The sequence below is a fragment of the Mycobacterium asiaticum genome (genome assembly GCF_001673315.1).
Classification (GTDB): domain Bacteria; phylum Actinomycetota; class Actinomycetes; order Mycobacteriales; family Mycobacteriaceae; genus Mycobacterium; species Mycobacterium asiaticum_B.
In genome coordinates, this window is record NZ_LZLQ01000015.1 from 65,860 (window position 1) to 91,932 (window position 26,073).

Sequence of the window (26,073 nt, forward strand, 5' to 3'; positions counted from 1 at the left end):
TCAGGCCATTGCGCGGGCAGCGTCCAGCATTGTCGAATCGTGTGCGCAAACGATGACCAGATCGGCTTGCCGCCGTTGGTAGAGCTCGGCGAGCCGCGCCTGATTTTGGTGGAGCTGCTTGCGGTTGAACGAGAACAATTCTTCTTGGGCCCGCAGCAGGAACGGCACCCTGGAACCATCCAGCGTCCCGTGATGGTAGAAGGCATCTCCGCAGTGCAGGATCCAATGGTTACCGGCATCGACGGCGACTGCAGCGTGGCCCCGGGTGTGACCGGGCATCGGCACCAGAACCACACCGTCGCCCACCTCGTCCAGCGACTTGGCTGATGCGAAACCCCGCCATGCTTCGCCTGCGGGGCTGTGCTCGACCAACTTTGGCGCGTGAGCCCACTGCACGCTGCGGTAGCGCACACGCTCACGGATCGAAGGAGCGTGCACGGCACCGCGCGCCTCCGCCGTCGTCACGTGGATGAACGCCTCTGGGAAATCAGCGATTCCGCCGATGTGGTCGAAATCGAAGTGTGTCACCACGATGTGACGGACGTCGGAACGACGGAAGCCGAGTTCTTCGATCTGGTGGGCTGCGGTTTCGGTTATCTGAAACGCCGGACGCATGGCATGGCGGAACGGGCCGACTCGGGCGGGGTCGGCGCAGTCCAGTGAACCAAACCCGGTGTCCACCAACAGCAGACCCTGGTCGGTTTCCACGAGCAGCACGTGACACACCAGCGGGGTGCCCGGCGGAGCCATGCTGCCGCAGTTGAGGTGGTGAACTTTCATCGTTCCCCTTCGTTCATCCGAGCGCCGTCCCAGGAAGCAACAAGTAAATGCGCGCTTGATCGTCAACGTCAAGAAGCGGACCCACGGCCTAGCCGGTCCCCCGGTATACGGTGGGTTCATGAAATACGTGGAGGTAGAGGGCGTCGGGCAGGTAAGTCGCATCGGTCTTGGCACTTGGCAATTCGGTTCCCGGGAATGGGGTTACGGGGACAGTTACGCGTCCGGGGCGGCCCGCGACATCGTGCAGCGCTCCCGCGCGCTCGGTGTCACCCTGTTCGACACCGCCGAGGTCTACGGGCTGGGCAAGAGCGAACGGATTCTTGGCGAGGCACTGGGCGACGAACGCGCCGATGTGGCGGTGGCCAGCAAGATCTTTCCGGTCGCGCCGTTTCCTGCGGTGATCAAGCAGCGCGAACGTGCCAGCGCGCGCCGGCTGCAACTGGACCGCATCCCGCTCTATCAGATCCACCAGTCCAACCCGCTGGTCCCCGACTCGGTCATCATGCCCGGTATGCGTGACCTGCTCGACGAGGGCAAGATCGGCGCAGCCGGGGTGTCGAACTATTCCTTGTCGCGGTGGCAGCGGGCCGACGAAGCGCTCGGACGCCCCGTGATCAGCAACCAGGTGCAGTTCTCGCTGGCCCAGCCACGCGTGCTGGACCACATGGTGCCCTGGGCGCAGCGCGAAAACCGCATCGTGATCGCCTACAGTCCGCTCGCCCAGGGACTGCTGGGCGGCAAATACAGCGTGGACAACCGCCCCGGCGGGGTGCGCGCCGCCAATCCCCTGTTCGGCACCGAGAACCTGCGCCGCATCGAGCCGCTCCTGCAGACGCTGCGCGATGTCGCAGCCGAAGTCGGCGCCAAACCGGCACAGGTCGCGTTGGCCTGGTTGATCAGCCTGCCCGGTGTGGTGGCCATTCCCGGGGCCTCCAGCGTCGAGCAACTGGAGTTCAACGTGGCCGCCGCCGATATCGAGTTGAGCACCGAATCCCGCGACGCGCTCACCGCCGCGGCGCGCGCGTTCAAGCCGATCTCAACCGGCCGGTTCATCACCGACCTGGTCAAGGAGAAGCTGGGACGTTAGTCAGTGGGCGACGCGACGCCGACTCAGCGGGGCGGTGAAGCCTCCGGTGTCGTCGAAGCCCGCCCACTGACCGTCGTCGTCCACTTCCATCCGCCAGCCATGCTGGTAGCGACCGACGATCGACTCAGCAAACCACCGGTGCGCGGCTTCCGCAGAGTCGAAGTCGCGGGTCGCGACCACCTGACCATGCGGATCGATGGCCCGAAACACAGTCATGCGATGCGAATAACCACTTCGGGCGGTATTCAACCGCGGCACCGGTTTGGTTAAAGAGTGCGAGCCAACCGATCAGCCAACAGTTCGGCAAACCGCGCCGGATCCTCCAGCGCCCCGCCCTCGGCGAGAAGTGCCGTGCCGTACAGCAATTCGGCCGTCTCGGCGACGGTGGCATCCTCCGGCCGGTCCGCATGGGCCTGCCGCAGCCCGGTCACCAGCGGATGATTCGGGTTGAGTTCCAGGGTTCGTTTGCCCACCGGGACGTCCTGTCCGGATGCCTGGTACAGCCGGGCGAGTGCCGGCGTGATACCGAAGGCGTCGGTGATGAGGCAGGCCGGCGAGTCGGTGAGCCGGGTCGACAGCCGCACCTCCTTGACGTGCTCGTCTAACGTGTCCTTGAGCCAGTTCAGCACGTCGGCGAATTCCTTCGCCTGTTCTTCCCGCTCGGCTGTCGACGACTCTTCGTCGGAGTCCAGGTCGACTTCACCCTTTGCCACCGACTGCAGCGGCTTACCGTCGAACTCGTTGACGACGCCCACCCAGATCTCGTCCACCGGGTCGGTCAGCAGCAGCACTTCGTAGCCTTTGGCCTTGAATGCCTCCAGATGCGGGGACTTCAGCAGTTGCTGACGGGACTCACCGGTGGCGTAGAAAATCTGGGTCTGACCGTCCTTCATCCGTTCGACGTACTCGGCCAGCGTGGTCGGTTCCTCATCGCTGTGCGTCGAGGCGAACGACGAAACGGCCAGCAGCGTCTCCTGGTTGTCGAAGTCCGACAACAGACCTTCCTTGAGTACCTTGCCGAACTGCGTCCAGAAGGTGCGGTAGTCCTCGGGCCGCTGCGACTGGATGTCCTTGATGGTGGACAACACCTTCTTGGTCAACCGGCGACGGATCGCATTGATCTGCCGGTCCTTCTGCAGGATCTCGCGAGAAACATTGAGCGACAAGTCTTGTGCGTCGACGACACCCTTGACGAAACGCAGGTAGATCGGCATGAGGTCTTCGCAGTCGCCCATGATGAACACCCGCTTGACGTACAGCTGCACCCCGATCTTGGCGTCCTGGTTGAACAGGTCGAACGGGGCCTGGGAGGGGATGAAGAGCAGTGCCTGGTACTCGAAGGTGCCTTCGGCCTTCATCGCGATGACTTCCAGCGGGTCGTCCCACGCGTGTGCGATGTGCTTGTAGAACTCCTTGTACTCCTCTTCGGAGACTTCTTCCTTGGGACGTGCCCACAGGGCCTTCATCGAGTTCAGCGTCTCGGTCTCGATGGTGACGGTCTCTTCGCCGCCTTCTTCTTCGGCCGGCGTGCGCCTTTCGACGTCCATGCGTATCGGCCAGGCGATGAAGTCCGAGTACTGCTTGACCAGACTCTTGATCTTCCAGTCCGAGGTGTAGTCGTGCAGCTCGTCCTCGGCGTCCTCGGGCTTCAGGTGCAGGGTTACCGAGGTGCCCTGAGGTGCACCCTCGACAGCCTCGATGGTGTAGGTGCCCTCGCCGCTGGATTCCCACTTGGTGGCTTCGCTCTCGCCGGCCTTGCGGGTCAGCAGTTCGACCTTGTCGGCAACCATGAACGAGGAGTAGAAGCCGATGCCGAACTGGCCGATCAACTTCTCGGAAGCATTCCCATCCTTGGCGTCTCTGGCTTCCCGGAGTTGCTGACGCAGCTCGGCGGTGCCCGACTTGGCAAGGGTGCCGATCAGGTCCACCACCTCGGCGCGCGTCATGCCGATGCCGTTGTCGCGGACGGTCAAGGTGCGCGCTGGCTTGTCTACATCGATCTCGATGTGCAGGTCGGAGGTGTCGACATCGAGATCCTTGTTGCGGAGCGCTTCCAGTCGCACCTTGTCCAGCGCATCGGAGGCGTTGGAGATCAGCTCCCGCAGGAACGAGTCCTTGTTGGAGTAGACCGAATGCACCATCAAATCCAGCAGTTGCCGGGCCTCTGCCTGGAATTCCAACTGCTCGACCTGCGCGTTCATGACGGTTCCTTCCTAGCTCTGCCGACTATCGCACCCGAATTTAGCGAGATGTGAATCGTCGGTGAACCGGGGGGCGTCGCTAGCCTGGCCTTCATGGCTTCTGGAATGTCTGGGTCGGCGTTCGTCCGGACGGTGAATGCGCTGGCCGTCTCGCTCATCAACGCGCCGGTGATCGGTGGCGTGGTACGCCGTGGGCTCATCGTCATCCGCTACCAGGGCCGTCGCTCTGGCAATACCTTCGAAATTCCGGTCGGAGATCGCCGCCGCCCGGGCGGGTCGGTTGTCATCAACGTAGCCGCACCGGAGGGCAAGTCATGGTGGCGGAATTTCCTCGGTTCCGGCGGGCCAATCACCCTGCTGGATTTCGACGGTGCCGACCGCACCGGTCACGCCGTCGCCCACCGCGATGAGCGTGGCCGGGTATCGGTCAGCGTGAATTTCGATTGAGGTGCACACACGCGGTGATCTGCAGCGTCGACAACTACCTGATTAATCGCCGTCGACGTTAATAGTTGCGGCGCGCATCGTGCGGGCCGGCGCGAGTATGCGTAGATTGGCTATCGGGTTGAGCGTACAGCCCGAAGTCGACATGGTGTGGAGTCAGTCCGGAATCGGGCAAGATCCGAAATCGGGCAAGAGAAGTCACTCTGCGCCGACGATCGTGAGACCCCGGTAGGGGTCGGGAAAATATTGGTGCATTGCGTGTGAGTCGGATCCCGACATCAGCACCGGAGGGTCAGCCTGTCCCTGACCTGGTTCCGGTAGGCACTCCCATCGACCTGGACAACTGCGCGCGTGAGCCCATCCATATCCCCGGCAGCATTCAACCCCGCGGTGTGCTCGCGGTGGTGCGCGAGCCCGGCTTCGAAGTCCAACAGGTCAGCGCCAACGTCGAGAAACTCCTGGGCCGTCCGGTCGACACCGTCCTGGGTCGGCACCTCTCCGCGCTGCTCGGTCCGGACCAGGCAGCGCGAGTTGAACAGACAGCGTCCGCCTTCGGCAATCTCGCCCAGCGCAACCCGGTCGAGTGCGTGATCGAGGTGGCCGGTGAGCCCCGGCCGTTCGACGTCATCTTGCACCGTGACCCCGGCGGGGTCTTACTGGTCGAAATCGAGATCGCCTACGGCGAGCGGCCTTTCTCGTTTCCGAATACCTATCAGGCCGTCCGCAGCTCGGTGGAGGACCTGAATCGGGCCGCCACCCTCGCCGAGTTGTACGAGATGGCCGCACGCGCCGTGCGCGAGCTCACCGGCTTCGACCGGGTCATGGTGTACCGCTACGACGCCCATTACAACGGCGAAGTCGTTGCCGAGGCCAAACGCGAGGACCTCAACTCTTTCCTCGGCCTGCACTACCCGGCCAGCGACATCCCGGCCCAGGCCCGGGCCCTGTACGAGAAGAACTGGATACGGCTGATCTCGGACGTCGACTACGCGCCGGTCCCGATCGTGCCGACGATCAACCCGTCAAGCGGTGCGCCCCTGGACCTCACCTTCGCCACCCTGCGCAGCGTCTCCCCCATTCACCTCGAGTACCTGGGGAATATGGGCGTGCACGCGTCGATGTCGATCTCGTTGCTGCGGCACGGGCGGCTATGGGGGCTCATCGCCTGCCACCATTACGCCGGCCCACACCTGCCGCCGTTCGGGACCCGGGCTGCGGCCGAGTTCCTCGGGTCGACCCTGTCGCTGCGGCTGGTCGACAGGTTCGAGGGCGACCTGCTGCAGAAGCGATTGGGGGCGCAGGCCTTGCTGGCCAAGCTCACCGCTGCCACGGCCGACGACACCGAAGCATTGTCGACAACCCTGCTCGGGGCACCCGACCTGCTCGACCTGGTGCCCGCCGACGGCGTCGTCGTCGACATCCAGGGCGATCGCGGGGTACGCGGATCGGTTCCGTCACCGGACATCGTGTCCGCCGTTGCCGCCTGGGCCCGTGGCGCGGGCGACGAAATCGCGAGCAGCGAATGCCTGTCCGACGAATTACCCGAACTCGACCTCGATTCGCAGTTGGCCGCGGGCGCTCTCGTCCTCAACCTGCCCGACGGACAGTCCGCCATCTGGTTCCGGCGCGAGGTGCTGCGCTCGGTGGACTGGGGTGGCGACCCACACAACAAAGCGATTGCGACCAACGAAGGCGACGAGATACGGCTCAGTCCGCGCAAGTCGTTCGATCGCTGGCGCGAAACCGTTCACCGGCGCAGCGAGCCATGGACGTTGACCGAGCGCGAGTCCGCCGAGGCGCTGCGACGCTACCTGGTGGAGGCAATGTACCGCCGCACGCGGGGCGCGCTGCGGGTGGCCGAGACGCTGCAGCGCAGCCTGTTGCCCGAGTCGATTCCCACCCTCGAGAGTTGGCAGTTGTCGGCGCATTACGAGCCGGCGGCGGGCGATAACGTCGGCGGCGACTGGTACGACGCTTTTGAGCTGCGCGACGGGCGGCTGATTGTGCTGGTCGGCGACATCGCCGGCCACGGCGTCACCGCAGCCGGCACCATGGCACAGCTGCGCAACGCCCTGCGTGCGCAGTTGTTCGCCGGCGCCGCACCGGCTCAGGCGCTGCAGCAACTCAACGACTTCTGCCTGCACATGATGCCGGGCGCCTTCGCGACCGTCATCGCCGCGCGAGTGGACCTCGATTCGGGCCAGGTTGAGGCGGCATGCGCCGGCCACTTGATCCCGTTCCTGACTGATTCCGTGGGCGACGCCGCCCCAGCGCCGATTCAGCTCTCCCCGCCGGTCGGCGTTCGAGGCGTGACTTATGCGCCCAGCGCATTCATCGTCGAGCCGGGACAGGGATTGGTCGTGTACTCCGACGGCCTGGTGGAACGACGCGGTGAGTCGATCGACGACGGTTTGAACCGGTTGGCCCAGACGCTGAGTCGCACCGGCAACGCGCAGGCGTCCTGGATCTCGACTGCCTTGGCGACTCACAACACCCAGGACGACATCACCATCGTCACCCTGCGGCGCCCCTAGCGCGGCTCAGCAGGCTTGGACTTGGTGCGTCAACTCCACGCTCTGCAAACTCTGCGGAGCAGTGGCATGCACGGTCAGGGCATCGCCGAGCCCGCACGCGGAGACGATGCGGCCGACGTTCGGGTTGAGACTGACCAGGCACAACTCGACGCCGCGTCCGCGGCACCGGTGGGCTTCCTCGGCCAGGGCCTCATACGACGAGCAGGACATGAAGTCCACGCTGTTGACGTCCACGATGAACAGCTGAGGCGCGGCCGCGAACGAGGAGGCCTCCGCGAGGAGCAGCCGCCAGGTTTCGTCGTTGCAGGCGTCGATCTCGCCCCCGAGATAGACGATCACCGCCGATTCGAATCCCTGCACAGCGGCGCGCATCGTGCTGTTCTCGGCACCCAGTTCAGAGACCAGACGCGGGCTCAAACGCAGCGGCGTGGCAAAGACTTCGGTGACGGCACGGCTCATGCTGCGCTCCTCAACCACTCGTGGTGACCGGTCTCTGACGGCTCACTTATGAACCTGCCGAGGTTTAACCGCATTTGCCGGTACTGAAACGCCGGACCGTACCCGGCGATCAACTTGCTTGGCTGAAGACGTAGCTGTTGGGCGGGCAGCCGTAAAAGCGCAGGCACACGGTGGTGCCCTCGGCGCTTCCGTCGATCGTGCAGTCGTCGGCCAAGGCCCGCATCAAGACGATGCCGCGACCCCGCGCATTGGACGGTGACGTGTCGGGCTCGCGCCAATGGCCATGGTCGATGACGCACACTTTGAGCTCGGCCGTGACGGGGTAATAGGAAATTTTGAGGGTGAGATCACCTACGTCGTCGTGCACCCGGTAGGCGTGGTCGGCGCAGTTCGACATCGCTTCGTCGGCGGCGAGCAGAATATCGGCGAGGCGCTCCTCGTCCATTTCCAGATGCTGGTCCAGCCAGTGGCCGAACTTGCGCCGAATCATGGCCACGGTGTGCGGATCGGCGGTCCCGCTATGCGAGTCACCTACCACGTCGGCATCACCAATGCCGACCGGATCGCTTGACGTGGAACCACTCACGGATTCTGGGCTACCCGAATGCGCCCGCGGATACACCTGGTGTGACCGGTCACGCAGCAGAAGGGTTTCGGCGCCGGCATGCGACCTGGCCAGTCGCCCGCTTAATCGCGACGATTCCGCCCGCCGATTAGCCCTTCGTGCCGGCGGTGAGCAGATCGGAGATGATCTGCGTCCATAAGGGCCGCGGTATCCGATGCTGGTCGTTCACAGTGAAACCGGCGCCTTCAAACAGATCCCGCATCTCCGCCGGCGACGGGTTATGTTGCGGCTTCCAGCGACTCGGCACCTGGATCCGCTGCCGGGCACTAAGGGTCGCCACGGCAACGAGGCCCCCGGGCGCAAGCACGCGATGGAACTCGCGCAGGGCCGCCGGCTGGTCGAAGAAATGAAACGCCGACGTCGTCACCACCGCGTCCAGCGACCCGGCCGGGAACGGCAGTTGCTCGGCCGGGCTCCGCAACCACTGCACCTTGGGGGACTTGGCGCGGGCTTGGGCCAGCATGCCGTCGGACATGTCGACGCCATAGATCTCATCGGGATGCAGTTCCTGCTCGATCCGGCTACTGAGCACGCCGGTGCCACAGGCGATGTCGGCAATCCTGCGCGAGTTGTGCGCACGAAGCTGGGAAATCACCTCGTCGTGCGGCGGTCGATACACCCACTGCTGCAGAAACGGCAGGTCGTAAGCCGGAGACAGCACACTCCACAGTGACGTGACCGCGCCGTTGAGCACGCGGCGCGGCGCGGTCACTTGTGCAGTACCGAGGTGTAGTAGATCGTGTCGGCCATCGTGACCGAGTCGTGCGACTGCGGAACGGGTTCCAGACCGTGTTCGGCCAGCAACTGTGTCATCTGGACGCCCGTGGACTGCCAGCCCAATCGCTGCAGGTACTCGGCGACATCCTTGCGCTCGCCCTCGAAACCCAGGCTCTCCCAGTCCAGCTCGAACCCGTGTTCCCGCCACTTTGCCGTTGCGCGGCGCATCATTTCGCGCGCCTGCTCGGTGTCCCGTTCCGGACGGTCCGGAATCGCCTCGACGCCCAAGTGGCTGCCGTCGGCGCTGAGCGCAGTGATGCTGTCCATCAACTGATCCTGGGCCTCCGGCGGCAGGTACCCGAGCAGGCCCTCGGCGATCCAGGCGGTCGGCTTGGTGGTGTCCAGACCTGCTTCGACCAGCGCCGCGGGCCAATCCTGGCGCAGGTCGATGGCGACCGTGCGCAGTTGGGCTGTCGGCTCGGCACCGAGGCCTTCCAGCGTGGCGGTCTTGAATGCGATGACTTCGGGCTGGTCGATCTCGAACACCGTCATGTCGGTGGGCCAGCTCAACCGGTAGGCGCGAGCGTCCAGGCCCGAGGCCAGGATGACGGCCTGCCGAACCCCGGCCTGTATCGCGTCGTGGAAGAACGAGTCGAAGAAGCGGGTGCGCGCGGCCATCGCCGCAGGCATGTGCTCGAGTTTCCAGCTCGACTCGTCGTCGTCGACATCAGCGGCCGCGAGGTCGCCGGTGACCCAGCGAGTGAAGAAGTCGACACCGACGGCACGAACCAGCGGTTCGGCGAACTGGTCGGTGATTACCGGATTCTCAGCGTTGGTGGCGATGGCGCGGGCGGCGGCCACCATGGTGGCGGTGGCGCCGACGCTGGTCGCCAAGTCCCAAGTGTCGTTTTCGGTGCGTGGCACAGCTGTTCTCCAATGTCGAGTGGATACTTAGCCAGTTTAACGCTTAGCTAGGTTAAGAAATGCGGTGGTGTGAAGCGACTCACACCCGCCCCGATGTCAGTGCCGGCCGGGCCCGCCGGGCCCACCGGGACCACCCGGCCCTCCGGGACCGCCGGGCCCACCCGGTCCGCCGGGACCACCCGGCCCGCCAGGGCCGTTAGCGGCCGGAAGCACCCATATGCATTCGTTCAGCTCGACGCTCCACGCCCAGCCGGGCGCGCAGTCGTCGGCGCGACTGACAGGCGGTGCGGCCAGCGACGTCAACACCGAAGCTGCGAGAACGAACGCGCCGATCGCGCAACGCCGAAGAAAGCGGCTCATTGCCCCTCCTGCTGTATGTGGCGGTCACGTCGATTGTGCGCTCTGCGAAGCCGGCGCGGGCCGATTCGGCGCCATTAATGCTCAGCGGAACCGCAGCCCCCGCCTGCGCACCCACAACACCGCCGCAGCTGTTCCCGCGAACCACACCAGCGCGGCTATCCCCAGATGGACGAAGCTCTTGGTGTCGCGGCCGAATACCGGTCCGATTGCCTCGGGCACTTGCGTCCAGAAGACCCGATGCTCAAGGCTGCCCATCGGGTCGGCCACGTAATAGACCGCATACGGCACCGCGACGGCCAGCAGCCAGCCAAGGCTGCGGTGCACATCGTGACGTTGCCGCCACCGCCGGGTCAGCGGCTCGGCGGCCACCGGGTGCAGCACCGAAAGGACGTTGCCCACCCCGAGCCACGACACAAGCGGCACCGCGACGTTGGGAATCGTCATCGCCAACTGCGGCACGCCTTCCAGGGACACTGTCAATGCGGCCGCTACCGCCAGGGTGGGCAAGCCGACGATCACCACCAACGCGAGGTTCTTGATGACCAGCACCCGCCACAGCGGCACCCCGTCGGCCAAGCCCTGAGCTACCCGATAGTGGTCGCCGCCAAGCAAATTCGTGGTCGTGACATCGGCGAGGATGAACGACGAGAAATAGGTACTGACCAGAATCACCCAGTCGAGCTGATGGTGATGGAAGTGCGGGGTGGGATGGTCGGCGCGGGAAGCCAAGGGCTGCACCATCAGCCAACCGGCGGCCAGCACCAGGTTCGCCAGCACGCCGGACAACCAGGTGCGCGGCGGGTGGAATGCCCATCGGACCTCGGCGCACACCGCCAGCGGCAGCGGCTCCCGGAAGTCCTTGGCGGCCCGTTTCGCCGCGGTGGGGCGGGGGGCCGATGCCCGCGCCAGGACACGCAGCGCCGTATGCGCCGGCGCGCGCCTCGGCGTCTCGGACACGTTCCTCAGATCTCCCAGTTGATGGTGAAGTCATGCCGAAGCACCAAGTCGATGAGAATATCGGTGCGATCCGCCAGCCGCCACGATTCCGCGCTGAAAGCATCGTGCGCGAAGAACGCGTAGTTGGTGGAGGTTTCGGGCGTAGTTCGAGACCTGTACACGATCGCGTCAAGCTCCGGCCACCATCCCCGGGCGGTATCAGCCAGGCGATGACAGGTCTGCCAGACCCGGTTCTTCTGGCCGGTGCTGATCTGATCGTCGACATCGAGGGCATCGAGGTTCCGTTGCGTTCTGAGGTCGAAAATCCGCAACGGCCGCGTTGCGACCAGGCGGATCAGGTATTGCGACGCGTGGTCGGCGGGAATGGTGCGGCCGGTGTCGCGGTAGCGCTCCCGGAAGGCGCCTTCGCATGCGGTGGCCGCGTAGCGGGTACGAAATCCACCCGACTCCGGGTCGAAGCGGTAGCGGGCTTGTGGAAAGCCTTGCCATTCCCAGTCAGTGGGCTGGGCAGCCTCGACGCGCCATAGTTCGGTGCCTTTCGGAACGGTTCGGCTGGCCAGTCCGACCGGACGCTTGGCCGGGAGCGGCGTTCGATAGCCGGCTGCGAGACTAGGCACCGACGGCGGTGAGCAACTGCCACGCGGTGTCGGCGGTTTTCTTGCGGCGCAACGCTTCCGAGATGGACGCGCCGTCGAGCTCATCGCGCTTGATGCGCATGATGCGGTCCGCGACGACCGGGTCGGAGGTGAATCGTGCCAGCAACTCAAGGATCTCCGGGAGGTCTGGCCGCAGCCGGCCCTCGTGGAACTGCCAGGCGGGGAACCACGTGTTGTTGCCGACGGTGAGGCCTAGAACTTTGCCGCGACGACGAAGTTCGTGAACCGCCTGGGGGGTCTCGTACCCCAGCCGGGACTGGACCTCACGGGTAGGGATGGCACCGGTCCGGAAATCGCTCATCATGCCGTCGCGACGTTCGTTGTTCAGCTTGCGGGCGGCGACACGCTCAAGCTCTGCCAGCGGGACGGTCGGTACGTCCAGCAGCGCATCGAGGAGCTTGGCGAAACCGGGATCGCGCCGCACGCGTTCCTCGACCTGAGTGACGAGCGCACTGACGGGAGACATGCCTCCATCCTATCTCCCGGCCTGTGAATTGAAACAATCGAAACAAGAATTGAAACAAGACTTGAAATAAGAATTGCAACCAGGCTTGAAACAACGGGGTAGCGGTGCACCGGAGAAGCCGTGGCCACCGCCGTCTGGCCGGCCATGCCTCACGATGACGCTGTGACGCTGCGAAGGCGTTTGTATCTGAGAGTTGCCGCGCGAATTCCGGCACGGCTGGTGGATGCTGGAGTTTGATCCGGCAGCAGCGAAGGAGTTTCGACCGTGCCCAATGGCCCATCTTCGGCGCGGCGGTGGGCACTCGCGCTGGGGTGCTGTCTGGTGCTTGCGGCCTGCGATACCGTCGTCGACGGCACCCCGCGGGCCGCGCCGCGAGGCGCCGCCCCCACCGGGCCGATCTTCCCGTCGCAACTCGAGGACCTGCTTACGGCGTCGGGATCGTTCGCGGTGGTGGCTAACAGTCCGTTGACCGAAACGGACATGCAATCCGCGATGTTCATCGGCGCCGACCCGGACAAGTGTCACGGCGCCGTGGCGTTCGGCCGCTTTCCGCTGTTTCCCAAGAACTACACCGGCCGCGAAGCGCGCACCCAGCAGGACCATCAGGTGGAGCAGCACCAACTGTTGGAGGTCTCGGCCACCTATCCCAGCGACTTCAGCGCCGCGGAATTCCTCGAGTCGGTACGCAAGACGGTCTCCGAGTGCCAGGGCCCAGTGACGGCATGGGGTGACGACGGACGGCGAGCCACCGTGAACGCGACGCCGTTGGTCAGTGGCCCTGCGGAATTCGCGCAATGGGCGACGAACCTCGCCGGGCAGAAGTGGGTGTGCGAATTCGCGGTGATCGCAAAGGCCAACGTGGTGTCCGAGATCGTCACCTGCTCGCCGGATCGTTCCATCGATATCGCCACGCTGGTCACCAAGCGGCTCAAGAAGATCGACGAGCTACTCAAATCCAGGTCGTAGTGATTCCAGGTCGTAGTGAATCCAGGTCGTAGTGCGGCTAGGCCGCCGCGACGCTGTCGCGAACGGCCAGCGGTGCGGTGGACCGCGCCATGAAGGTGGCGTAAAACGCCGTACTGAACACCACCATGGTCCCGATCATCAGCGGACCGAAAAGCAACGGATGGTGCGCCATGGTCGCCGCGAGATAGCGGCAGCACACCAGCAGAACCACCAGGAACGACGACCCGAACGCCACCAGCCCCAGCCGCGACCAGACCCGGCCGACTACCGGCTCGCGCAAGGCCGACTCCACCGTCATGCACAACGTCGCGCCCGCCAGCAGGTCGACGCCGTAGTGGTAGCCGAAACCAAGTGTCGCCGAGAGGGTGCATATCAGCCAGAACGTGCCGCCGACGCGCAGCCAGCGTGGCCCACCTCGGGAGTGCAGGAAGACCGCAAGGGCCCACGCCGTGTGCATCGACGGCATGCAGTTGCGCGGTGTGGAGGCGTCGAAGGCGACGGGCCGTGGTGACCAGTCGATCGGCGGCAGAGCGTGTGGCCAGAAGTCGCCGACTTGGAACCCGTCACCAGCGCTGCCGAACGCGAACGCGGGGCCGACCAGCGGGAACAGGATGTAGATCACCGGCCCGATCAGGCCCAGCACCAGGAAGGTCGGCACCAGAAAGTGCCGCGGCCAACCGTTGGTGCGGACGTTGCGCAACTGGTAGACGGCCACGACCAGGGCTGCCACCGGCAATTCGATGTAGACCCAGTGCAACACGCCGGCGAGCGCGGGGCCGCCCGCCTGGACCAGGCGACCCAGCAGCCACGAAGGTTGCGCCAGCGCGTGGTCGGCCAACAGCGCGTACTCGTCCAGCACCGCCGGCCGGTAAAGCGCGGTGATGCGCAACCAGGCGTCACCGACCTTGGTTGCGATGACCAGCAGCACACCGAACGCCACACCACGGGCTGCGATGGTGTGTTCGTCGCGCACCCACCTGCGCCAAGCCAGGGCCAGCGTCAAGCCGGTCAGCACGATCAGTGGCCCGTTACCGAAGGTCAGGAAGCCGCCGAGCAACACCCTGCCCGCCGCGAAGAGAACGTCAAGTGCCACGGCCACGGCCAGGGCGAGGACGCGGCTCCGATTGGACAAGCCCACCATCGCCATGCCAAGACCCACCCACGGAACCGTGGTGGATTTCGGGGTCGCGACGTAATCACTGAGCAGGCTGTGCAGCGGTCCTTGGAACCCGGAATTGCTTGCGACGACCTGCAGGGTGATCAGCAATACGGCGATCGCGGCGATGGCCAGCACCGCCCAGGTGCCGGCCAGTTGGGCGACCCGGTGCACCCGCCGCGTTTCACCAATGAACACCCGCTGAATCTTAGGTGTCGGATCGGCGTCAGCGGAATTAATTGACGCAGGAGCTTAGCCGCGGTGTGGCGACCAGCGTCGCTGTCAAGGTTCGGCGGGTGCGGCAACGACGCCCCGGACGTTGACATCACGCCAGATCGCGACCTCGTCGACATATTGCGGTGGCCGGCCGAAGAGGTCGGTGAAGAACGCGAGCATGGCCGGCCATTCCTGCATCGGCCCTACGACGACGTGCCGCACGTCGGCGTCCCGCAGATTCGCGGTGACCTGCGCACGGATCTCCCCTCGCGCCAGGACCGGGATCTTGTCATCCTGGATCGCCAGCATCAATTGGGCCAGTCGGGTCGGCGGCGGAGCGGTGAGCGTGCTTCCGTCTGGCTGCGGCATGTAGGCGTAGGCCTCCGGCATCCGGATTCCGTAGTCGGCTTCAGCCGCCCACAGCATCGGCCCGGCCTGGCCGCCGGCATCGAGGAAATACGGTGCCACCAGGACGGTCTCGTCAGACCTTATTTGCTGGGCTGCCCAGTTGCGGAAGAACAGCGGGGTGTAGAAGTCTCGTCGGTCCAGCGGAGCGGGCAGGATCAGCACCAGTGCGGCAGCGATTGCGAGCAGCCACTGCGCCTTAGGCCGCGGGGCCAGGCTCGCGGCACGCTTGACGGTAATCGCGATGATGACTGCGACGGCCAACCATACGAACAGCGTAAAGCGGCCGGGCAGAAGATGTTTCAGCAGCGGCAAGTTCGCGAAGAGCGACCACGGGAGCGGGATGTGCAGCGCGTGCTTGGCGGCGTGAAGTTCTGGTCCGAGGGAGAGTAGCGCGATGAGCGCGCCCGTGATGGCGGCGATGCGGACTCTTAAATCGTCCCACTGGCGCTTTACCGCCAGGGCGAGCAAGACGAGCAGAGGCAGACCCAGATAGGCGGTCGCCTCGTGGTAGAGGCCACTGAACTTTTCCGAAACTTGGGTGGCCATGTGTGGGGCGATGAGCTGGTAGGGAGTGGGCAGGACGAGGTTCAGCAGATCGGTCGAGAACGTGTCGGGATTCTGCACCTGGCCGTCGATCCGTTGCGGTCCGAAAAATTGGACGGCGAGCGGATAGGCCGTGAGTGCCAGGAATGTCATTGTGGCGACGGCGAGCGCCGGGATCAGTCGGGTCGCGCCGTCGCGGCGGACCAGGGCCATTACGCAGACGAGGACGGCGGCCGCCAGGACGCTGGCCGCGAGCATCTCTTCGGTGATGTAAAGCTGTGCGGCGCTGAGGATTCCGAGCGCTATACCGGCTTGCCAGGGCGGTCGCCGTCGGGTGACCAGGAGTTCGTCGAGGACGAGCAAAAATAGCGGCGGCACCCAGGCCGTGGTGAGATTCAGGTGCAGGGCGGCGTGCGAGGCAACGTACGGCGAAAACGCGTACACCGCGCCGCCGACCAGCGGGCCCAGGCCGTCGCCGGTGTAGCGACGAATCGCGAGCCAGGCGGTGAATCCGCTTAACGCGATGCCCAGCACCATCAGAACGTTGAATCCAAAAACCGGACCGCCAAGCTCCGCCGGGAACCAACCGAGCAACCCGAGCAAGGTCATCGGGGTGTTCCACATCAGGTTCACGCCGTCGGGCGCGCCGATCTGGCGGGTGAAGAACGGGTCGAGGCCGTTGGCTATCGCGTGCGGGGTCCACCCCAGGTACCAGATCGTTTGCTGCTGGTCACAGCAGTTGCCGGCCCAGCCTGCGGTTGGATCGGTCCAGGCGCGGAACGTGAGGAGGAAAGCACCGAGCAGGTAGAGGAGGGAGGCCACCAATACCCCGCGGCCGCTGCTAGACCACCGCTGAAGCATGGTGCTCGACTCTTCGGGATGCAGCGAGGCAGGCAGGCGCGGGGGTGCGGGCTGCACGTTAGCGACCGAAGTCGCGGCGCCGCCGCGAGATCCGTGCCCGCGCTTCCGTCGGTGGGCAATGTTCCAGATTCAGCGGCGGATTCAGATGCGTTACCACCTCTTCCTCCAGGCGACGCAGTGCGTCGCGGTCATCGAAAGGCGCAATCACCACCCGAAGATGGTCGGCGATCCATTCAGAAATCAGCGCGTTGCTTGCGGGGTCGAGTTTTCCGCCCGCGATCGGCACCAGGGATAAGCGCGTCGACAGCAGACTGGAGATGGTGAGCCGGAACGTCGATGACCGAGCATTGCCCTTGATGTGCTGGGTGCCGATCCTGCTTCCAAGGGTTGCGGCTGATTTCGTTCCCGACGGCCACTTGGTGGCACCCGCTTGACCCGCATAGAGCAGGCGAGGCAACTCCATGCCGACCTCCTCACCCAACACAGCGCGCGCCTCGTCATCGCCCCACCACGAGTACATGCCGGGATGCGCAGCCTGTGCGGGATCAACAGGGAATCGCCTTGGTTCCGTCGCCGTATCTTCACGCGTGAGTGCGCGGACAAGCGTTAATGCCTCTGCCGACAACATGATTGGTGTCCCCGCCGGAGGGCCCGCATTGCCGGCGGCAGGCCGCCAAGAAGCTGATTTCGAGCGTGGCTCCTCGATGGTCACAATTGAAGCCGGGCGAACCCGCTCCGAGGCGTTTCTCTCCTGCTCGACAGATTTCAGGCTCTTCGCGGTGACGTAGCCGCGACCGGCGATCAGGCACTTCTGCAGTCGTCCCTGTGCAATCCAGTCGGTCAGCGTCGATCGGTGGACGCCGAGTCGAGCCGCGGCCTCGTCGTAGCTCACGTAGCCGTCGTCGATGACGGCGTCAACCGTGCGGCTGAGCACCCGCCATTCGTCAACAGACATCAACAGCGATTGCCCTTCCGATCCGAATGGCGCAATGCGCAAGTGGGAGCCCTCAATACTGACGGTCGGGGTCATTTCGCGATCATTTCACCTGGCAAACTGCTCGGTGCCACTAATGTGCGGTGAATGCTCCATCTGCGGGTGATCGCACCGACCGAATCGAGCGATTCGGTGCTCGACATCCTTCGCCGAGAGGCGGGCGTAACCCACATCGTCGTGCACCGCGACGCCGCCCTCGAGCCGGGAGGTGACGAGATCACCGCCGACGTCGCGCGAGAAAGCGCCAACGACGTCATCGATGAGCTCAAGGGGCTCGGACTGAAGCGCTGCGGAGCGATCACCCTCGATGTGGTCGACACAGTGGTGTCCACCGCGGCGCACCGCGCCGAGAAAGAGGCCCGCGGCGATCCCGCCGACGCGATCATCTGGGATGAACTGGCCGAGCGGACTCGGGAAGAGTCCACGCTGAACGCCACTTACCTGACGTTCCTGACGCTGGCGTGCCTCATCGCGGCAGTCGGCGTCGTGACGGACTCCCCTGTCACCGTTGTCGGCGCCATGGTGGTGGGCCCAGAATTTGGGCCGCTCGCTGCGCTGGCCGTAGCGATTGTGCGTCGGCGCGGATACCTCGCACGCCGTGCGGCGCTGGCGCTGGTGGTCGGTTTCCCGCTGGCCATGGGGGTCACCGCGATCGGTGTGCTCGCGGGTGAGTCTGTCGGTTGGATCAGGCTGGCTACCCTCCGGCAGCTAGAGCAGGTCGACTTCATCTTCCAGGTCGGACCACTGTCGTTCGTGGTCGCATTGTTGGCCGGTGCGGCCGGCATGCTCTCCCTGGTTTCCGCGAAATCCGCTGCGCTAGTAGGAGTTTTCATCTCGGTGACGACCGTTCCGGCCGCTGGGTTCGCCGTGGTCGCCGCCACCGTGGGCGACTGGCAAGTCGCCAAGCAGTCTGCGACACAACTCGGGGTCAACCTTTCGGGGATCGTGCTGGCTGGGGTGCTGGTGCTTTGGGTCCATTTACGGACCAGCTCGCGACATCGGAGCAACCACCGCTGAATTGGTTGATTGCGGCCGGCAACTAGGCTGGATGGGGTGAGTTACCGCGAGGTGCCCGTCCCCGGCGCCCTGCGCGAACTGGCGGAGTGCGGATGGATCAGTGACCAACCCCGTCGGGTGCGGGTGTTGCCCGACGGCTGCATGGACCTGATCCAGCTGGACGACCGGGTGCTGGTCGCGGGGCCGGACACCGCTGCGTTCGTCAGCGATCAAGACTGCGAAGTAGCAAAAGGTATTCGATTTCGGCCGGGGGTGTTGCCGCGGCTGCTCGGGGTGCCGGCAGTTGAGGTCCGGGACAATCGGGTGGATCTCGAGTTGTTGCGGCCCAACGTCAGTGGTGGCTCATTGTCATCGCTCGCTCTACGCCTCGTGCAGGATTCTGCAGCCACCCACGAGACGGCGCCCTGGCGAATTTCCGTCCTACGTCACGTCAGCTCCCGGTTGGCCGTTGGTGCCGCGGTGCAATCGGTGGCCGACGAGCTCGGTTGTTCAGCAAGAAATCTCCAACGGCAATGCGTTGCCGTGTATGGCTATGGGCCGGCAACGCTGCGCCGAATCCTGCGGTTCCGCAGGGCAATTCGGTTACTCGATGCCGGTGTGTCGATCGCCGAAACAGCAGCCGCGGCTGGATATGCCGACCAGTCGCATCTGTCTCGGCAGGTACGCGAACTCGCCGGCGTGCCCGTTTCTCAGCGCGCCAACGGAGCGTAGAGATCGACCGAGTTGCCGTCCGGGTCGGTGACCGTGGCATAACGTTGGCCCCACGGAGCGTCGAAGGGCTTCATAGTTCCCGGGTGACCGTTGTCAGTGAGTCGGGCAAATAGGGCGTCGACACCGGCCGCTGTTTCAAGCCCGCAGGCCAGCGTCACTCGGCCAACCGACGATGGTGGTGTCCAGCCGGGGTGGACGCTCGCGATGGTTTCTTCCGTATCGAAGAGCAGACGGTTACCGCCGGGCAGGTCGACCTCGACGTGCGCGTTGTCGGTTTCGGGGACCGTCAGGCCGAGGAGCCGATAGAAGCGCAGCGAGCGCTGGAGGTCCTTCGGGACGATCTCGACGGCGACGGAGATGATTTGGTCGTCCATTGATCAGACGTTAGGCATCCCGTTCCGTGGCGTCTTGAACAAATCGGACATCGCCTACAGCCCGGAGACCGCCTGCACCAGATCCGTCGCAGACGGGCTCGACAGCACCCAACCGCTGGGCTGGTTGACGAACATCAGATTCTTCGTGACCGGCGCTGGCAGTTTGGGGCCGGAGATGGCGACGTCAGCGGTGGCCGTCGTGGGACCGTTTGCCTCAATGTTGGACACCACGAAGGACAACGGCAGCTCCCCGTTGCGGTACGCCTTGCGCAGTTCGTGGTCCATGATGTGGCCCTCGCCCGAACCGATGCCGCCTTCGACCAGACCATCTTTGGTGTGGTACGACACGCCGGGATCGGACAGGTTGGTGAGGATGTTCATCACCTGGTCGGTGGTCGGCACGTTTTGCGCCGGGGCCGGTGACGGTGTCGGCGGGTCCAGTGGCAGCGGCGCGCCGACAGCGGCAAGTTCAACCCGGGGCAAGCCGGTGCCCGGGACGCCCGAGACGCTGCCTGCCAGGCCGGCGGCGGCACCGCCGATAACGGCAAGCGCTGCCAGGCTTGTGGCAATTGATTTCATGGATTCACTGCTCCTGTAGTACGCATGGATGTGGCGCGTTATCGTCCCACATCAAACGGCCACGATCGTCGCGGCGCGCTGAAGCTGTTGTCTGCGATTGAATCTGTTGTCTGCTATTGAATCTCTCGAAATTGCAGCGGTGTCGAGAGCGATGACCGTCGCCAGATCTCACCAAAACTATTCTGCAGCAATGCATCTCGGTACCTGGCCCAATGGCCGCAAATGGTTACGCCGCTCAACAGGCGAGAACCCTGTTTACTTGCCATAATTAGCCGTCAACAACGAAAGGAGCGGTAGATGCTCAAAAGAGTGTTGCTGTCTGCGCCGTCACGGCCCGGCATTGAGCGCCGTCCGAGTCGGTTGATCTGGGTGGGCGCGGTACTCACCGGAGCGGCAGTGTGTTTCGGCGGCGGTGCGGTCCCCACGCTTACCGAAGGTGCGACTGTCCTCACCGCTACGCCGGAAGATCCGTGCCTGCTGAACCACACCTGCGGAGAGGAAACGCCCGGGGCGGTAGAGGAACTCGAAGCGTATTGCAACAACATGAGGGAGCAAGGCGTCTTCTGGATACCGGAATGCGCCCGGTTCAATTAGAGGGTGCGTGCCCCTCGCCCGTTGCGGACCTCCTGATGGCCGACCAACTCGGCTGAGTCCGATGGTCCGATGACACTGCAGTTTTCGCGGGACGAGTCTGGCGTCTCAGTCATTGCCAGGGCCGGTCACGAGCCGTTACTTGTGAGTTCGCGGTAGCAATTCTCGCTGGCCACACCAGTCGCAGCGGTCATCTCATTTCACAACAGTCACGAAAAGCCCAGCGCAGCGATAGAAATCGACTCGGCAAACGCCTGCAGTGTGTCATACCCCCGCCGCATACTGGCTAGGGAGGAATTGGCATGACATCACTCGTCGGTGAGACGTTTGGCAAATACGAGGTAAACCGCCTGCTCGGCAAAGGCGGCATGGGTGAGGTGTACGAGGCGTTCGACACCGACAAAGGCAGAGCAGTGGCACTGAAGGTGCTACCGGAAGAGTACGCGGACGACGACACCTTCCGTGAGCGGTTCCTCCGCGAGTCGCGTGCCGCAGCGATTCTCCAAGAGCCACATGTGATTCCGATCCACGACTGGGGCGAAATCGACCACACGCTCTACATCGACATGCGGCTGGTCAACGGCCAGACATTGCACGAGATACTGCAACGGCAGGTGCTGACACCGGAACGTGCGATCGACATCATCCGCCAGGTGGCCGCGGCACTGGACGCCGCGCACGCCAAAGGGCTGATTCACCGCGACGTCAAACCGCACAACATCATCGTCACCCCAGACGACTTCGCTTATTTAGTGGACTTCGGAATTGCCGAGGCGCGAGGCGAGACACATCTGACCATGACGGGTTACCAGGTCGGCAGCTTCGCGTATATGGCACCAGAGCGCCTCAGCGGGAATCAGGACGCGACGTCGGCGGTGGACATCTACGCGTTGGCGTGCGTGCTCTATGAAGCATTGACCGGTCGGCCGCCGTTTGGCGGGAGTCACCAGCAAGTCATTGCCGCACATCTGTCGTCGTCGCCCCCACGGCCCAGTATGGCGCGATCAGCAATTCCCGCCGCACTCGACGACGTCATCGCCCGTGGCATGGCCAAGCACCCCGACGACCGCTACGGAAGCGCAGGGGCGCTGGCCCGTGCCGCCAAGCGGGCGCTGGCTGCCGGCGAATCCGCTTCGGCCACCGAAGAGACGGTTTTCGCACCGCACAATCCGCCGCCGCCTGGCGGGCACCGCCCGTATAACGGGCAATACCAGCCTCCCCCAACGGTTCCCGCTCCGCCCTATCAGGACAATTCGCGCAAGTACCTAGTACCGACACTTGTCGCGATCGCGGCGGCACTGGTAGTCGTCGTCATCGTGCTTTTGGTCGGCGTGGTCGCGAAGCCCAATCCGCGCGATGCGTCGCCGGCGGTTGCCTATCCCACGTCGGGGCGACCGACGTACCAGCCAACTTACGAGACCGCCGCCGAGCCCACGCACCAAGCCACCACCACGGCACCTCCTTCATCTCCTTCATCGCGCACGGTGGCGGCTCCGACGACCGCATCGTCGGCGCAGGACGCCGCCCAACAATTGCAGCAGTACGTCAACCTCGACCACTACGTCGTCGCAACAGAGGCGGCGGGCCGCTGGGTTCCGCAACTCAGTTCCAAGCGTCCCGGAACGGTCGAAGGGGGCGTCGTTTGGGATAACTCGATGGCGCTGCAGGAGCATCTGCGGCTGCGCAACCAGTACAACGCCAAGTTGTTGTGGTCGGGCGACTGGTCGACGTTCTCGGAGTCGAACTACTGGGTGACGATCGCGGGTACCACCTTCGCCGACGCGAAGGGCGCGTTGTCGTGGTGCAGGAGCAACGGATTCGACCGGGATCACTGCATCGCGAAGTTGATCAGCAAGACACATCCGGTTGCGGGAAGTACGGCCTACAACTGAGTCACTTCTTGCGGTGAGCAGCAAGCACGTCTTCGTTGGCAAGCGTTTGCGCCTGCGCGGCCAGTGTCGACGCCGAGTTGGCATTTCTGATTGCCTCGGTCGGGTTACTCATTTCCTTGGCGTGCGCAGTCTTTAGATGCTGTTGCGCTTCTTTCAACCGGGTCCGCGCCTCGGCGCCGATGTTCTTGCGGTGCCTGGCGGTGTAGTCCGAGATTTGGCGCAACCTGGCGTCCGCCCTGGATAACGCCTCGCCTACCGAAAGATCCTGGCCGGCAACGTTTACCTGCGCATCGCTGGCACCTGGATCGGCGGGTCGTCGGCGGCGGGCACGCAGGAGCAGGATGACGATGACCAAGAGCAACACGACCGCGACGGCGACAATCACGATCGGCAGCCAGTTCCGGCTGGACGAGCTTGTCGACTTGCTCAACCCGTCAGCCGCAGCGAGCGCGGCAGCAGTCCAGTCTTTGGCGTTGACGGCCGGTTCAATCTGATTGCGCTGCAGACTGTTCAACTCGTCTGCGGTGAGACCCCGGGGCACGGTGAACGTATACGACTTGGTGCTGGTGTTCGACTTGGAGTTGGTGGCCACGCCGAGCAGGGCATCCTGGTCGCCCATCCCGCTGGCGCTGCGGGTCCGTTCGGCCCAGTTTTCGGGTTTGAAGCGGGAGAAGTTGTCGACGTAGACCACCCACAGTTGGATGTGACGGTCACGGTAAAGCTGGTCAATCGCCGAGCTGACGGCCGCGCGCCCGGGATCGGTCAGCACGCCGGCGCTGTCGGTGATGTGGTCGGTGAGCTTGGACGGTGGCTGCGCGCCGACTGGGGTCGCCAGCAGCAACTGCGCTGCCAGAATAGTCAGAACCACACCGAACAGGCGAACAATCCGCATACGGCAATCTACCCCCGATGCACCGGTCCGTGACGGCCCCACACAGTGTTAGCGTCGTCGGCGTGACCCTCAAAGACATTCCCCTGACCACCCTGGACGGCAGGCCAGCCACGCTGGCCGAATTATCCGATGGCGCAACGCTTGTCGTGAACGTTGCATCGAAGTGCGGACTCACGCCGCAGTACGCCGCATTGGAGAAGCTCGCGAAAGACTTCGGTGACCGGGGCCTGACGGTGGTCGGTGTCCCGTGCAATCAGTTCATGGGCCAAGAACCCGGCACGGCCGAGGAGATCCAGACCTTCTGCTCCACGACCTACGGGGTGACCTTTCCGCTCTTGGAGAAGACTGACGTCAACGGCGATGACCGCCACCCGCTCTATACCGAGCTGACCAAGGCCGTCGACTCCGACGGCAAGGCCGGTGACATCCAGTGGAACTTCGAGAAATTCCTGGTCTCGCCCGACGGCGAGGTGGTCAATCGGTTCCGGCCGCGAACCGAACCCGACGCACCGGAAGTTATCGAGGCCATCGAGGCGCTCCTGCCTAGCTAAAACAGGCCGTACCGGGTATCCCTCCCCCAGCGCGTGGTCGAGAACGCGCTGCCAGGAGGGAGCCAGGTATGTCCATGAACGTCACCCACAAGCTGATCGATTCGCACTTGGAATCCGGCGAGATGAAACCGGGTGAGGAGATCGCAATCCATATCGATCAGACGTTGACCCAGGATGCGACCGGCACGCTGGTGATGCAGGAGCTCGAGGCACTCGGGCTTGACCAGGCGCAAACCGAGGTCAGCGTGCAGTACGTCGACCACAATCTGCTGCAGGGTGACGAGAAGAACGCCGAGGATCACGAATACCTGCGCACCGCGGCGCAACGCTTCGGTCTGTGGTTCTCCAAGCCGGGCAACGGCGTCTCCCACCCGACGCACATGCAGCGATTCGGCATCCCGGGGAAAACCATGGTGGGATCCGACTCGCACACCCCGGCCGCCGGGTCGCTGGGCATGCTCGCGATCGGTGTCGGCGGGCTCGAGGTAGCACTGGCCATCAGCGGGCGGCCGCTGCACATCCGGATGCCGGAGGTGTGGGGCGTCCGGCTGGAAGGTGAACTGCCGGAGTGGTGCTCGGCCAAAGACGTGATTCTGGAGATGCTGCGTCGCCACGACGTCAAGGGCGGAGTCAACCGGATCATCGAGTACTACGGCCCCGGGTTGGACAGCCTGACGGCGATGGACCGGCACGTGATCGCGAACATGGGAGCTGAACTCGGCGCGACGACGACGGTGTTCCCCAGCGACGACGCGGTTCGCGAATTCCTGCGCGCGGAAGGTCGAGAGGACGACTGGGTCGAATTGCTGGCCGACGAAGGGGCCGGGTACGACGTCGAGGACACGATCGACCTGTCCGAGATCGAGCCGCTGATCGCCAAGCCGTCCTCGCCGGGCAACGTGGTGCCGGTGCGGGAAGTGGCCGGCGAAGAAATCGCCCAGGCGGTGATCGGTTCCAGCGCCAACCCCGGGCTGCGTGACTTCGCTATCGCGGCGGCGATGGTGGCGGGCCGGCAGACCGCACCACAGGTCAGTTTCGACATCAACCCGACGTCGCGGGAGATCCTGGCCGACCTGACGAAGATGGGCGCGACGGTGGAGTTGGTGATGGGCGGTGCGCGCATCCACCAGGCGGGGTGCATGGGTTGCATCGGCATGGGTCAGGCTCCGGCGGTGGGGCGCAACTCGCTGCGGACGATGCCGCGCAACTTCCCCGGCCGATCCGGCACCAAGGAAGACGCGGTGTGGCTGTGCTCGCCGGAAACCGCCGCGGCTTCGGCGTTGACGGGGGTGATTACCGATCCGCGGGACTGGGCTGCTGAAGTCGAGATGGAATATCCGAAACTTGATCTGCCTGAGAATAATTCGGTGAATACGGCGATGCTGGTGGCCCCTCTTGACCCGTCGGAAGCCGTAAAGGTGGAGCCGGTGAAGGGCCCGAATATCTCCAGCCTGCCGGAACTTTCGCCGTTGCCCGACGAGGTGGAGGCGCCCGTGCTGCTCAAGCTCGGCGACAACATCTCCACCGACGAGATCTCCCCCGCCGGTGTGCAGGCATTGCCATATCGGTCCAACATCCCGAAGCTGGCGGACTTCAGCTTCACCCGGGTCGACGACTCCTATCCGGATCGGGCGAAGGAGGCCGAGGAAAGCGGGCACATCATTGTCGCCGGTGAGAACTACGGTCAGGGCTCGTCGCGCGAGCACGCCGCGATCGCACCGCGCTACCTCGGACTGCGGGTGGTCATCGCAAAGTCGTTCGCTCGCATTCACTGGCAAAACCTGGCCAACTACGGGATTTTGGCGCTCGAGTTCGAAGATGCGGATGACTACGACTCGGTCGATCAGGACGACAAGCTCCGGATCAAGGGGTTGCACGGGCTGGAGGACACGGAGTCCTTTGACGTCGAGAACGTAAATAAAGACTCATCTTTTACTGTGCGGCATCGGCTTTCGCCACGGCAGGTGAAAGACGTGCTGGCGGGTGGGTTGATTCCGCGGATTGCGGAGGAAGAGGCTTAAGGTGCAGTCGCTCGAGGACTCAGCGGCATCCCTATGAAAGCTGCGTGAAGCAGACCGGGAGGCAGTCGCAAAGACAGAAGTTGAATTCTTT

The 26,073-nt window shown here is 64.5% G+C and carries 27 protein-coding genes; 10 read left to right on the forward strand and 17 right to left on the reverse strand.

Annotated features, from left to right (window positions below; all coding sequences use genetic code 11):
* The gene (locus tag A5636_RS01665; RefSeq protein WP_065156962.1) at window positions 1-780 is read right to left on the reverse strand and encodes an MBL fold metallo-hydrolase; all 780 of its coding nucleotides are present in this window, start codon (window positions 778-780) and stop codon (window positions 1-3) included.
* Between the two features lie 118 nt (window positions 781-898).
* Between A5636_RS01665 and A5636_RS01670 the strand changes: the two genes are divergently transcribed.
* A complete protein-coding gene (locus A5636_RS01670; RefSeq protein ID WP_065157161.1) occupies window positions 899-1,867 on the forward strand; it encodes an aldo/keto reductase in 969 nt (322 codons plus the stop codon).
* On the opposite strand, the gene A5636_RS01675 is transcribed toward A5636_RS01670, so the two are convergent.
* Complete coding sequence (locus A5636_RS01675; RefSeq protein ID WP_065156963.1) at window positions 1,868-2,083, reverse strand: hypothetical protein; 216 nt, start codon at window positions 2,081-2,083, stop codon at window positions 1,868-1,870.
* 50 nt (window positions 2,084-2,133) lie between these two features.
* Window positions 2,134-4,068, reverse strand: coding sequence for a molecular chaperone HtpG (gene htpG / locus A5636_RS01680; protein WP_065156964.1), 1,935 nt, complete (start codon window positions 4,066-4,068; stop codon window positions 2,134-2,136).
* Window positions 4,069-4,161: 93 nt separating this feature from the next.
* Between htpG and A5636_RS01685 the strand changes: the two genes are divergently transcribed.
* Both A5636_RS01685 and A5636_RS01690 read left to right on the forward strand, forming a co-directional pair.
* Window positions 4,162-4,515, forward strand: coding sequence for a hypothetical protein (locus A5636_RS01685; RefSeq protein WP_155763494.1), 354 nt, complete (start codon window positions 4,162-4,164; stop codon window positions 4,513-4,515).
* A 257-nt stretch (window positions 4,516-4,772) separates the two neighbouring features.
* Entirely contained in the window at window positions 4,773-7,046 is a 2,274-nt protein-coding gene (locus A5636_RS01690) for a SpoIIE family protein phosphatase (RefSeq protein WP_253900448.1), read from the forward strand.
* A gap of 6 nt (window positions 7,047-7,052) precedes the next feature.
* On the opposite strand, the gene A5636_RS01695 is transcribed toward A5636_RS01690, so the two are convergent.
* The 8 genes from A5636_RS01695 to A5636_RS01725 form a co-directional block, all read right to left on the reverse strand.
* Entirely contained in the window at window positions 7,053-7,505 is a 453-nt protein-coding gene (locus A5636_RS01695; protein WP_065156966.1) for an anti-sigma factor antagonist, read from the reverse strand.
* A gap of 109 nt (window positions 7,506-7,614) precedes the next feature.
* Complete coding sequence (locus A5636_RS01700; protein WP_081287534.1) at window positions 7,615-8,091, reverse strand: ATP-binding protein; 477 nt, start codon at window positions 8,089-8,091, stop codon at window positions 7,615-7,617.
* Between the two features lie 127 nt (window positions 8,092-8,218).
* Window positions 8,219-8,842, reverse strand: coding sequence for a class I SAM-dependent methyltransferase (locus tag A5636_RS01705; protein WP_065156967.1), 624 nt, complete (start codon window positions 8,840-8,842; stop codon window positions 8,219-8,221).
* Window positions 8,839-9,771, reverse strand: a complete 933-nt coding sequence (locus A5636_RS01710) for an SAM-dependent methyltransferase (RefSeq protein ID WP_065156968.1) — start codon at window positions 9,769-9,771, stop codon at window positions 8,839-8,841. The genes A5636_RS01705 and A5636_RS01710 overlap by 4 nt, the downstream gene beginning before the upstream one ends.
* Window positions 9,772-9,867: 96 nt before the next feature.
* The gene (locus tag A5636_RS26745; protein WP_081287535.1) at window positions 9,868-10,131 is read right to left on the reverse strand and encodes a hypothetical protein; all 264 of its coding nucleotides are present in this window, start codon (window positions 10,129-10,131) and stop codon (window positions 9,868-9,870) included.
* Window positions 10,132-10,212: 81 nt separating this feature from the next.
* Window positions 10,213-11,088, reverse strand: coding sequence for a hypothetical protein (locus A5636_RS01715; RefSeq protein ID WP_253900449.1), 876 nt, complete (start codon window positions 11,086-11,088; stop codon window positions 10,213-10,215).
* A gap of 5 nt (window positions 11,089-11,093) precedes the next feature.
* On the reverse strand, window positions 11,094-11,705 hold the full coding sequence (locus A5636_RS01720) for an RES family NAD+ phosphorylase (protein WP_172827131.1): 612 nt from the start codon (window positions 11,703-11,705) through the stop codon (window positions 11,094-11,096).
* On the reverse strand, window positions 11,698-12,210 hold the full coding sequence (locus A5636_RS01725) for a type II secretion system F family protein (protein ID WP_065156969.1): 513 nt from the start codon (window positions 12,208-12,210) through the stop codon (window positions 11,698-11,700). The genes A5636_RS01720 and A5636_RS01725 overlap by 8 nt, the downstream gene beginning before the upstream one ends.
* A 264-nt stretch (window positions 12,211-12,474) precedes the next feature.
* Between A5636_RS01725 and A5636_RS01730 the strand changes: the two genes are divergently transcribed.
* Window positions 12,475-13,176: a sensor domain-containing protein gene (locus tag A5636_RS01730; RefSeq protein ID WP_081287537.1), complete on the forward strand. Its 702-nt coding sequence runs from the start codon at window positions 12,475-12,477 to the stop codon at window positions 13,174-13,176.
* A gap of 37 nt (window positions 13,177-13,213) precedes the next feature.
* Here the strand turns inward: A5636_RS01730 and A5636_RS01735 are convergent, their stop codons facing one another.
* The 3 genes from A5636_RS01735 to A5636_RS01745 form a co-directional block, all read right to left on the reverse strand.
* Window positions 13,214-14,530 (reverse strand): phosphatase PAP2 family protein, encoded by a 1,317-nt coding sequence (locus tag A5636_RS01735; RefSeq protein WP_081287538.1) that lies wholly within the window; start codon window positions 14,528-14,530, stop codon window positions 13,214-13,216.
* 84 nt (window positions 14,531-14,614) lie between these two features.
* Window positions 14,615-16,417, reverse strand: a complete 1,803-nt coding sequence (locus A5636_RS01740; protein ID WP_065156970.1) for a hypothetical protein — start codon at window positions 16,415-16,417, stop codon at window positions 14,615-14,617.
* Window position 16,418: 1 nt separating this feature from the next.
* Complete coding sequence (locus A5636_RS01745; protein ID WP_065156971.1) at window positions 16,419-17,390, reverse strand: helix-turn-helix domain-containing protein; 972 nt, start codon at window positions 17,388-17,390, stop codon at window positions 16,419-16,421.
* Window positions 17,391-17,441: 51 nt separating this feature from the next.
* Between A5636_RS01745 and A5636_RS01750 the strand changes: the two genes are divergently transcribed.
* Complete coding sequence (locus A5636_RS01750; RefSeq protein WP_065156972.1) at window positions 17,442-18,371, forward strand: DUF389 domain-containing protein; 930 nt, start codon at window positions 17,442-17,444, stop codon at window positions 18,369-18,371.
* 36 nt (window positions 18,372-18,407) lie between these two features.
* A complete protein-coding gene (locus A5636_RS01755) occupies window positions 18,408-19,082 on the forward strand; it encodes a helix-turn-helix domain-containing protein (protein WP_065156973.1) in 675 nt (224 codons plus the stop codon).
* Here A5636_RS01755 and A5636_RS01760 read toward each other — a convergent pair.
* Both A5636_RS01760 and A5636_RS01765 read right to left on the reverse strand, forming a co-directional pair.
* A complete protein-coding gene (locus tag A5636_RS01760; protein ID WP_065156974.1) occupies window positions 19,061-19,456 on the reverse strand; it encodes a VOC family protein in 396 nt (131 codons plus the stop codon). The genes A5636_RS01755 and A5636_RS01760 overlap by 22 nt on opposite strands.
* A 54-nt stretch (window positions 19,457-19,510) precedes the next feature.
* Window positions 19,511-20,035, reverse strand: a complete 525-nt coding sequence (locus A5636_RS01765) for a hypothetical protein (RefSeq protein WP_065156975.1) — start codon at window positions 20,033-20,035, stop codon at window positions 19,511-19,513.
* A gap of 297 nt (window positions 20,036-20,332) precedes the next feature.
* Here A5636_RS01765 and A5636_RS25935 point away from each other — a divergent pair, with 297 nt between their 5' ends.
* Both A5636_RS25935 and A5636_RS01770 read left to right on the forward strand, forming a co-directional pair.
* Entirely contained in the window at window positions 20,333-20,629 is a 297-nt protein-coding gene (locus A5636_RS25935; RefSeq protein ID WP_155763495.1) for a hypothetical protein, read from the forward strand.
* A 299-nt stretch (window positions 20,630-20,928) separates the two neighbouring features.
* Complete coding sequence (locus A5636_RS01770; RefSeq protein ID WP_065156976.1) at window positions 20,929-22,518, forward strand: serine/threonine-protein kinase; 1,590 nt, start codon at window positions 20,929-20,931, stop codon at window positions 22,516-22,518.
* A gap of 1 nt (window position 22,519) precedes the next feature.
* On the opposite strand, the gene A5636_RS01775 is transcribed toward A5636_RS01770, so the two are convergent.
* Entirely contained in the window at window positions 22,520-23,410 is an 891-nt protein-coding gene (locus A5636_RS01775) for a TPM domain-containing protein (protein WP_065156977.1), read from the reverse strand.
* Between the two features lie 62 nt (window positions 23,411-23,472).
* Between A5636_RS01775 and A5636_RS01780 the strand changes: the two genes are divergently transcribed.
* On the forward strand, window positions 23,473-23,961 hold the full coding sequence (locus A5636_RS01780; protein ID WP_065156978.1) for a glutathione peroxidase: 489 nt from the start codon (window positions 23,473-23,475) through the stop codon (window positions 23,959-23,961).
* 68 nt (window positions 23,962-24,029) lie between these two features.
* On the forward strand, window positions 24,030-25,982 hold the full coding sequence (locus tag A5636_RS01785; protein ID WP_065156979.1) for an aconitate hydratase: 1,953 nt from the start codon (window positions 24,030-24,032) through the stop codon (window positions 25,980-25,982).
* Window positions 25,983-26,073 lie beyond the last annotated feature (91 nt).

Bases quoted from the DNA above. Each gene is read 5' to 3' on its own strand.
- A5636_RS01665 (WP_065156962.1), bottom strand. From the start codon at position 780: ATGAAAGTTCACCACCTCAACTGCGGCAGCATGGCTCCGCCGGGCACC.
- A5636_RS01775 (WP_065156977.1), bottom strand. From the start codon at position 23,410: ATGCGGATTGTTCGCCTGTTCGGTGTGGTTCTGACTATTCTGGCAGCG.
- A5636_RS01760 (WP_065156974.1), bottom strand. From the start codon at position 19,456: ATGGACGACCAAATCATCTCCGTCGCCGTCGAGATCGTCCCGAAGGAC.
- A5636_RS26745 (WP_081287535.1), bottom strand. From the start codon at position 10,131: ATGAGCCGCTTTCTTCGGCGTTGCGCGATCGGCGCGTTCGTTCTCGCA.
- A5636_RS01675 (WP_065156963.1), bottom strand. From the start codon at position 2,083: ATGACTGTGTTTCGGGCCATCGATCCGCATGGTCAGGTGGTCGCGACC.
- A5636_RS01785 (WP_065156979.1), top strand. From the start codon at position 24,030: ATGTCCATGAACGTCACCCACAAGCTGATCGATTCGCACTTGGAATCC.
- A5636_RS01695 (WP_065156966.1), bottom strand. From the start codon at position 7,505: ATGAGCCGTGCCGTCACCGAAGTCTTTGCCACGCCGCTGCGTTTGAGC.
- A5636_RS01685 (WP_155763494.1), top strand. From the start codon at position 4,162: ATGGCTTCTGGAATGTCTGGGTCGGCGTTCGTCCGGACGGTGAATGCG.
- A5636_RS01745 (WP_065156971.1), bottom strand. From the start codon at position 17,390: ATGACCCCGACCGTCAGTATTGAGGGCTCCCACTTGCGCATTGCGCCA.
- htpG (WP_065156964.1), bottom strand. From the start codon at position 4,068: ATGAACGCGCAGGTCGAGCAGTTGGAATTCCAGGCAGAGGCCCGGCAA.
- A5636_RS01770 (WP_065156976.1), top strand. From the start codon at position 20,929: ATGACATCACTCGTCGGTGAGACGTTTGGCAAATACGAGGTAAACCGC.
- A5636_RS25935 (WP_155763495.1), top strand. From the start codon at position 20,333: ATGCTCAAAAGAGTGTTGCTGTCTGCGCCGTCACGGCCCGGCATTGAG.
- A5636_RS01750 (WP_065156972.1), top strand. From the start codon at position 17,442: ATGCTCCATCTGCGGGTGATCGCACCGACCGAATCGAGCGATTCGGTG.
- A5636_RS01725 (WP_065156969.1), bottom strand. From the start codon at position 12,210: ATGTCTCCCGTCAGTGCGCTCGTCACTCAGGTCGAGGAACGCGTGCGG.
- A5636_RS01670 (WP_065157161.1), top strand. From the start codon at position 899: ATGAAATACGTGGAGGTAGAGGGCGTCGGGCAGGTAAGTCGCATCGGT.
- A5636_RS01765 (WP_065156975.1), bottom strand. From the start codon at position 20,035: ATGAAATCAATTGCCACAAGCCTGGCAGCGCTTGCCGTTATCGGCGGT.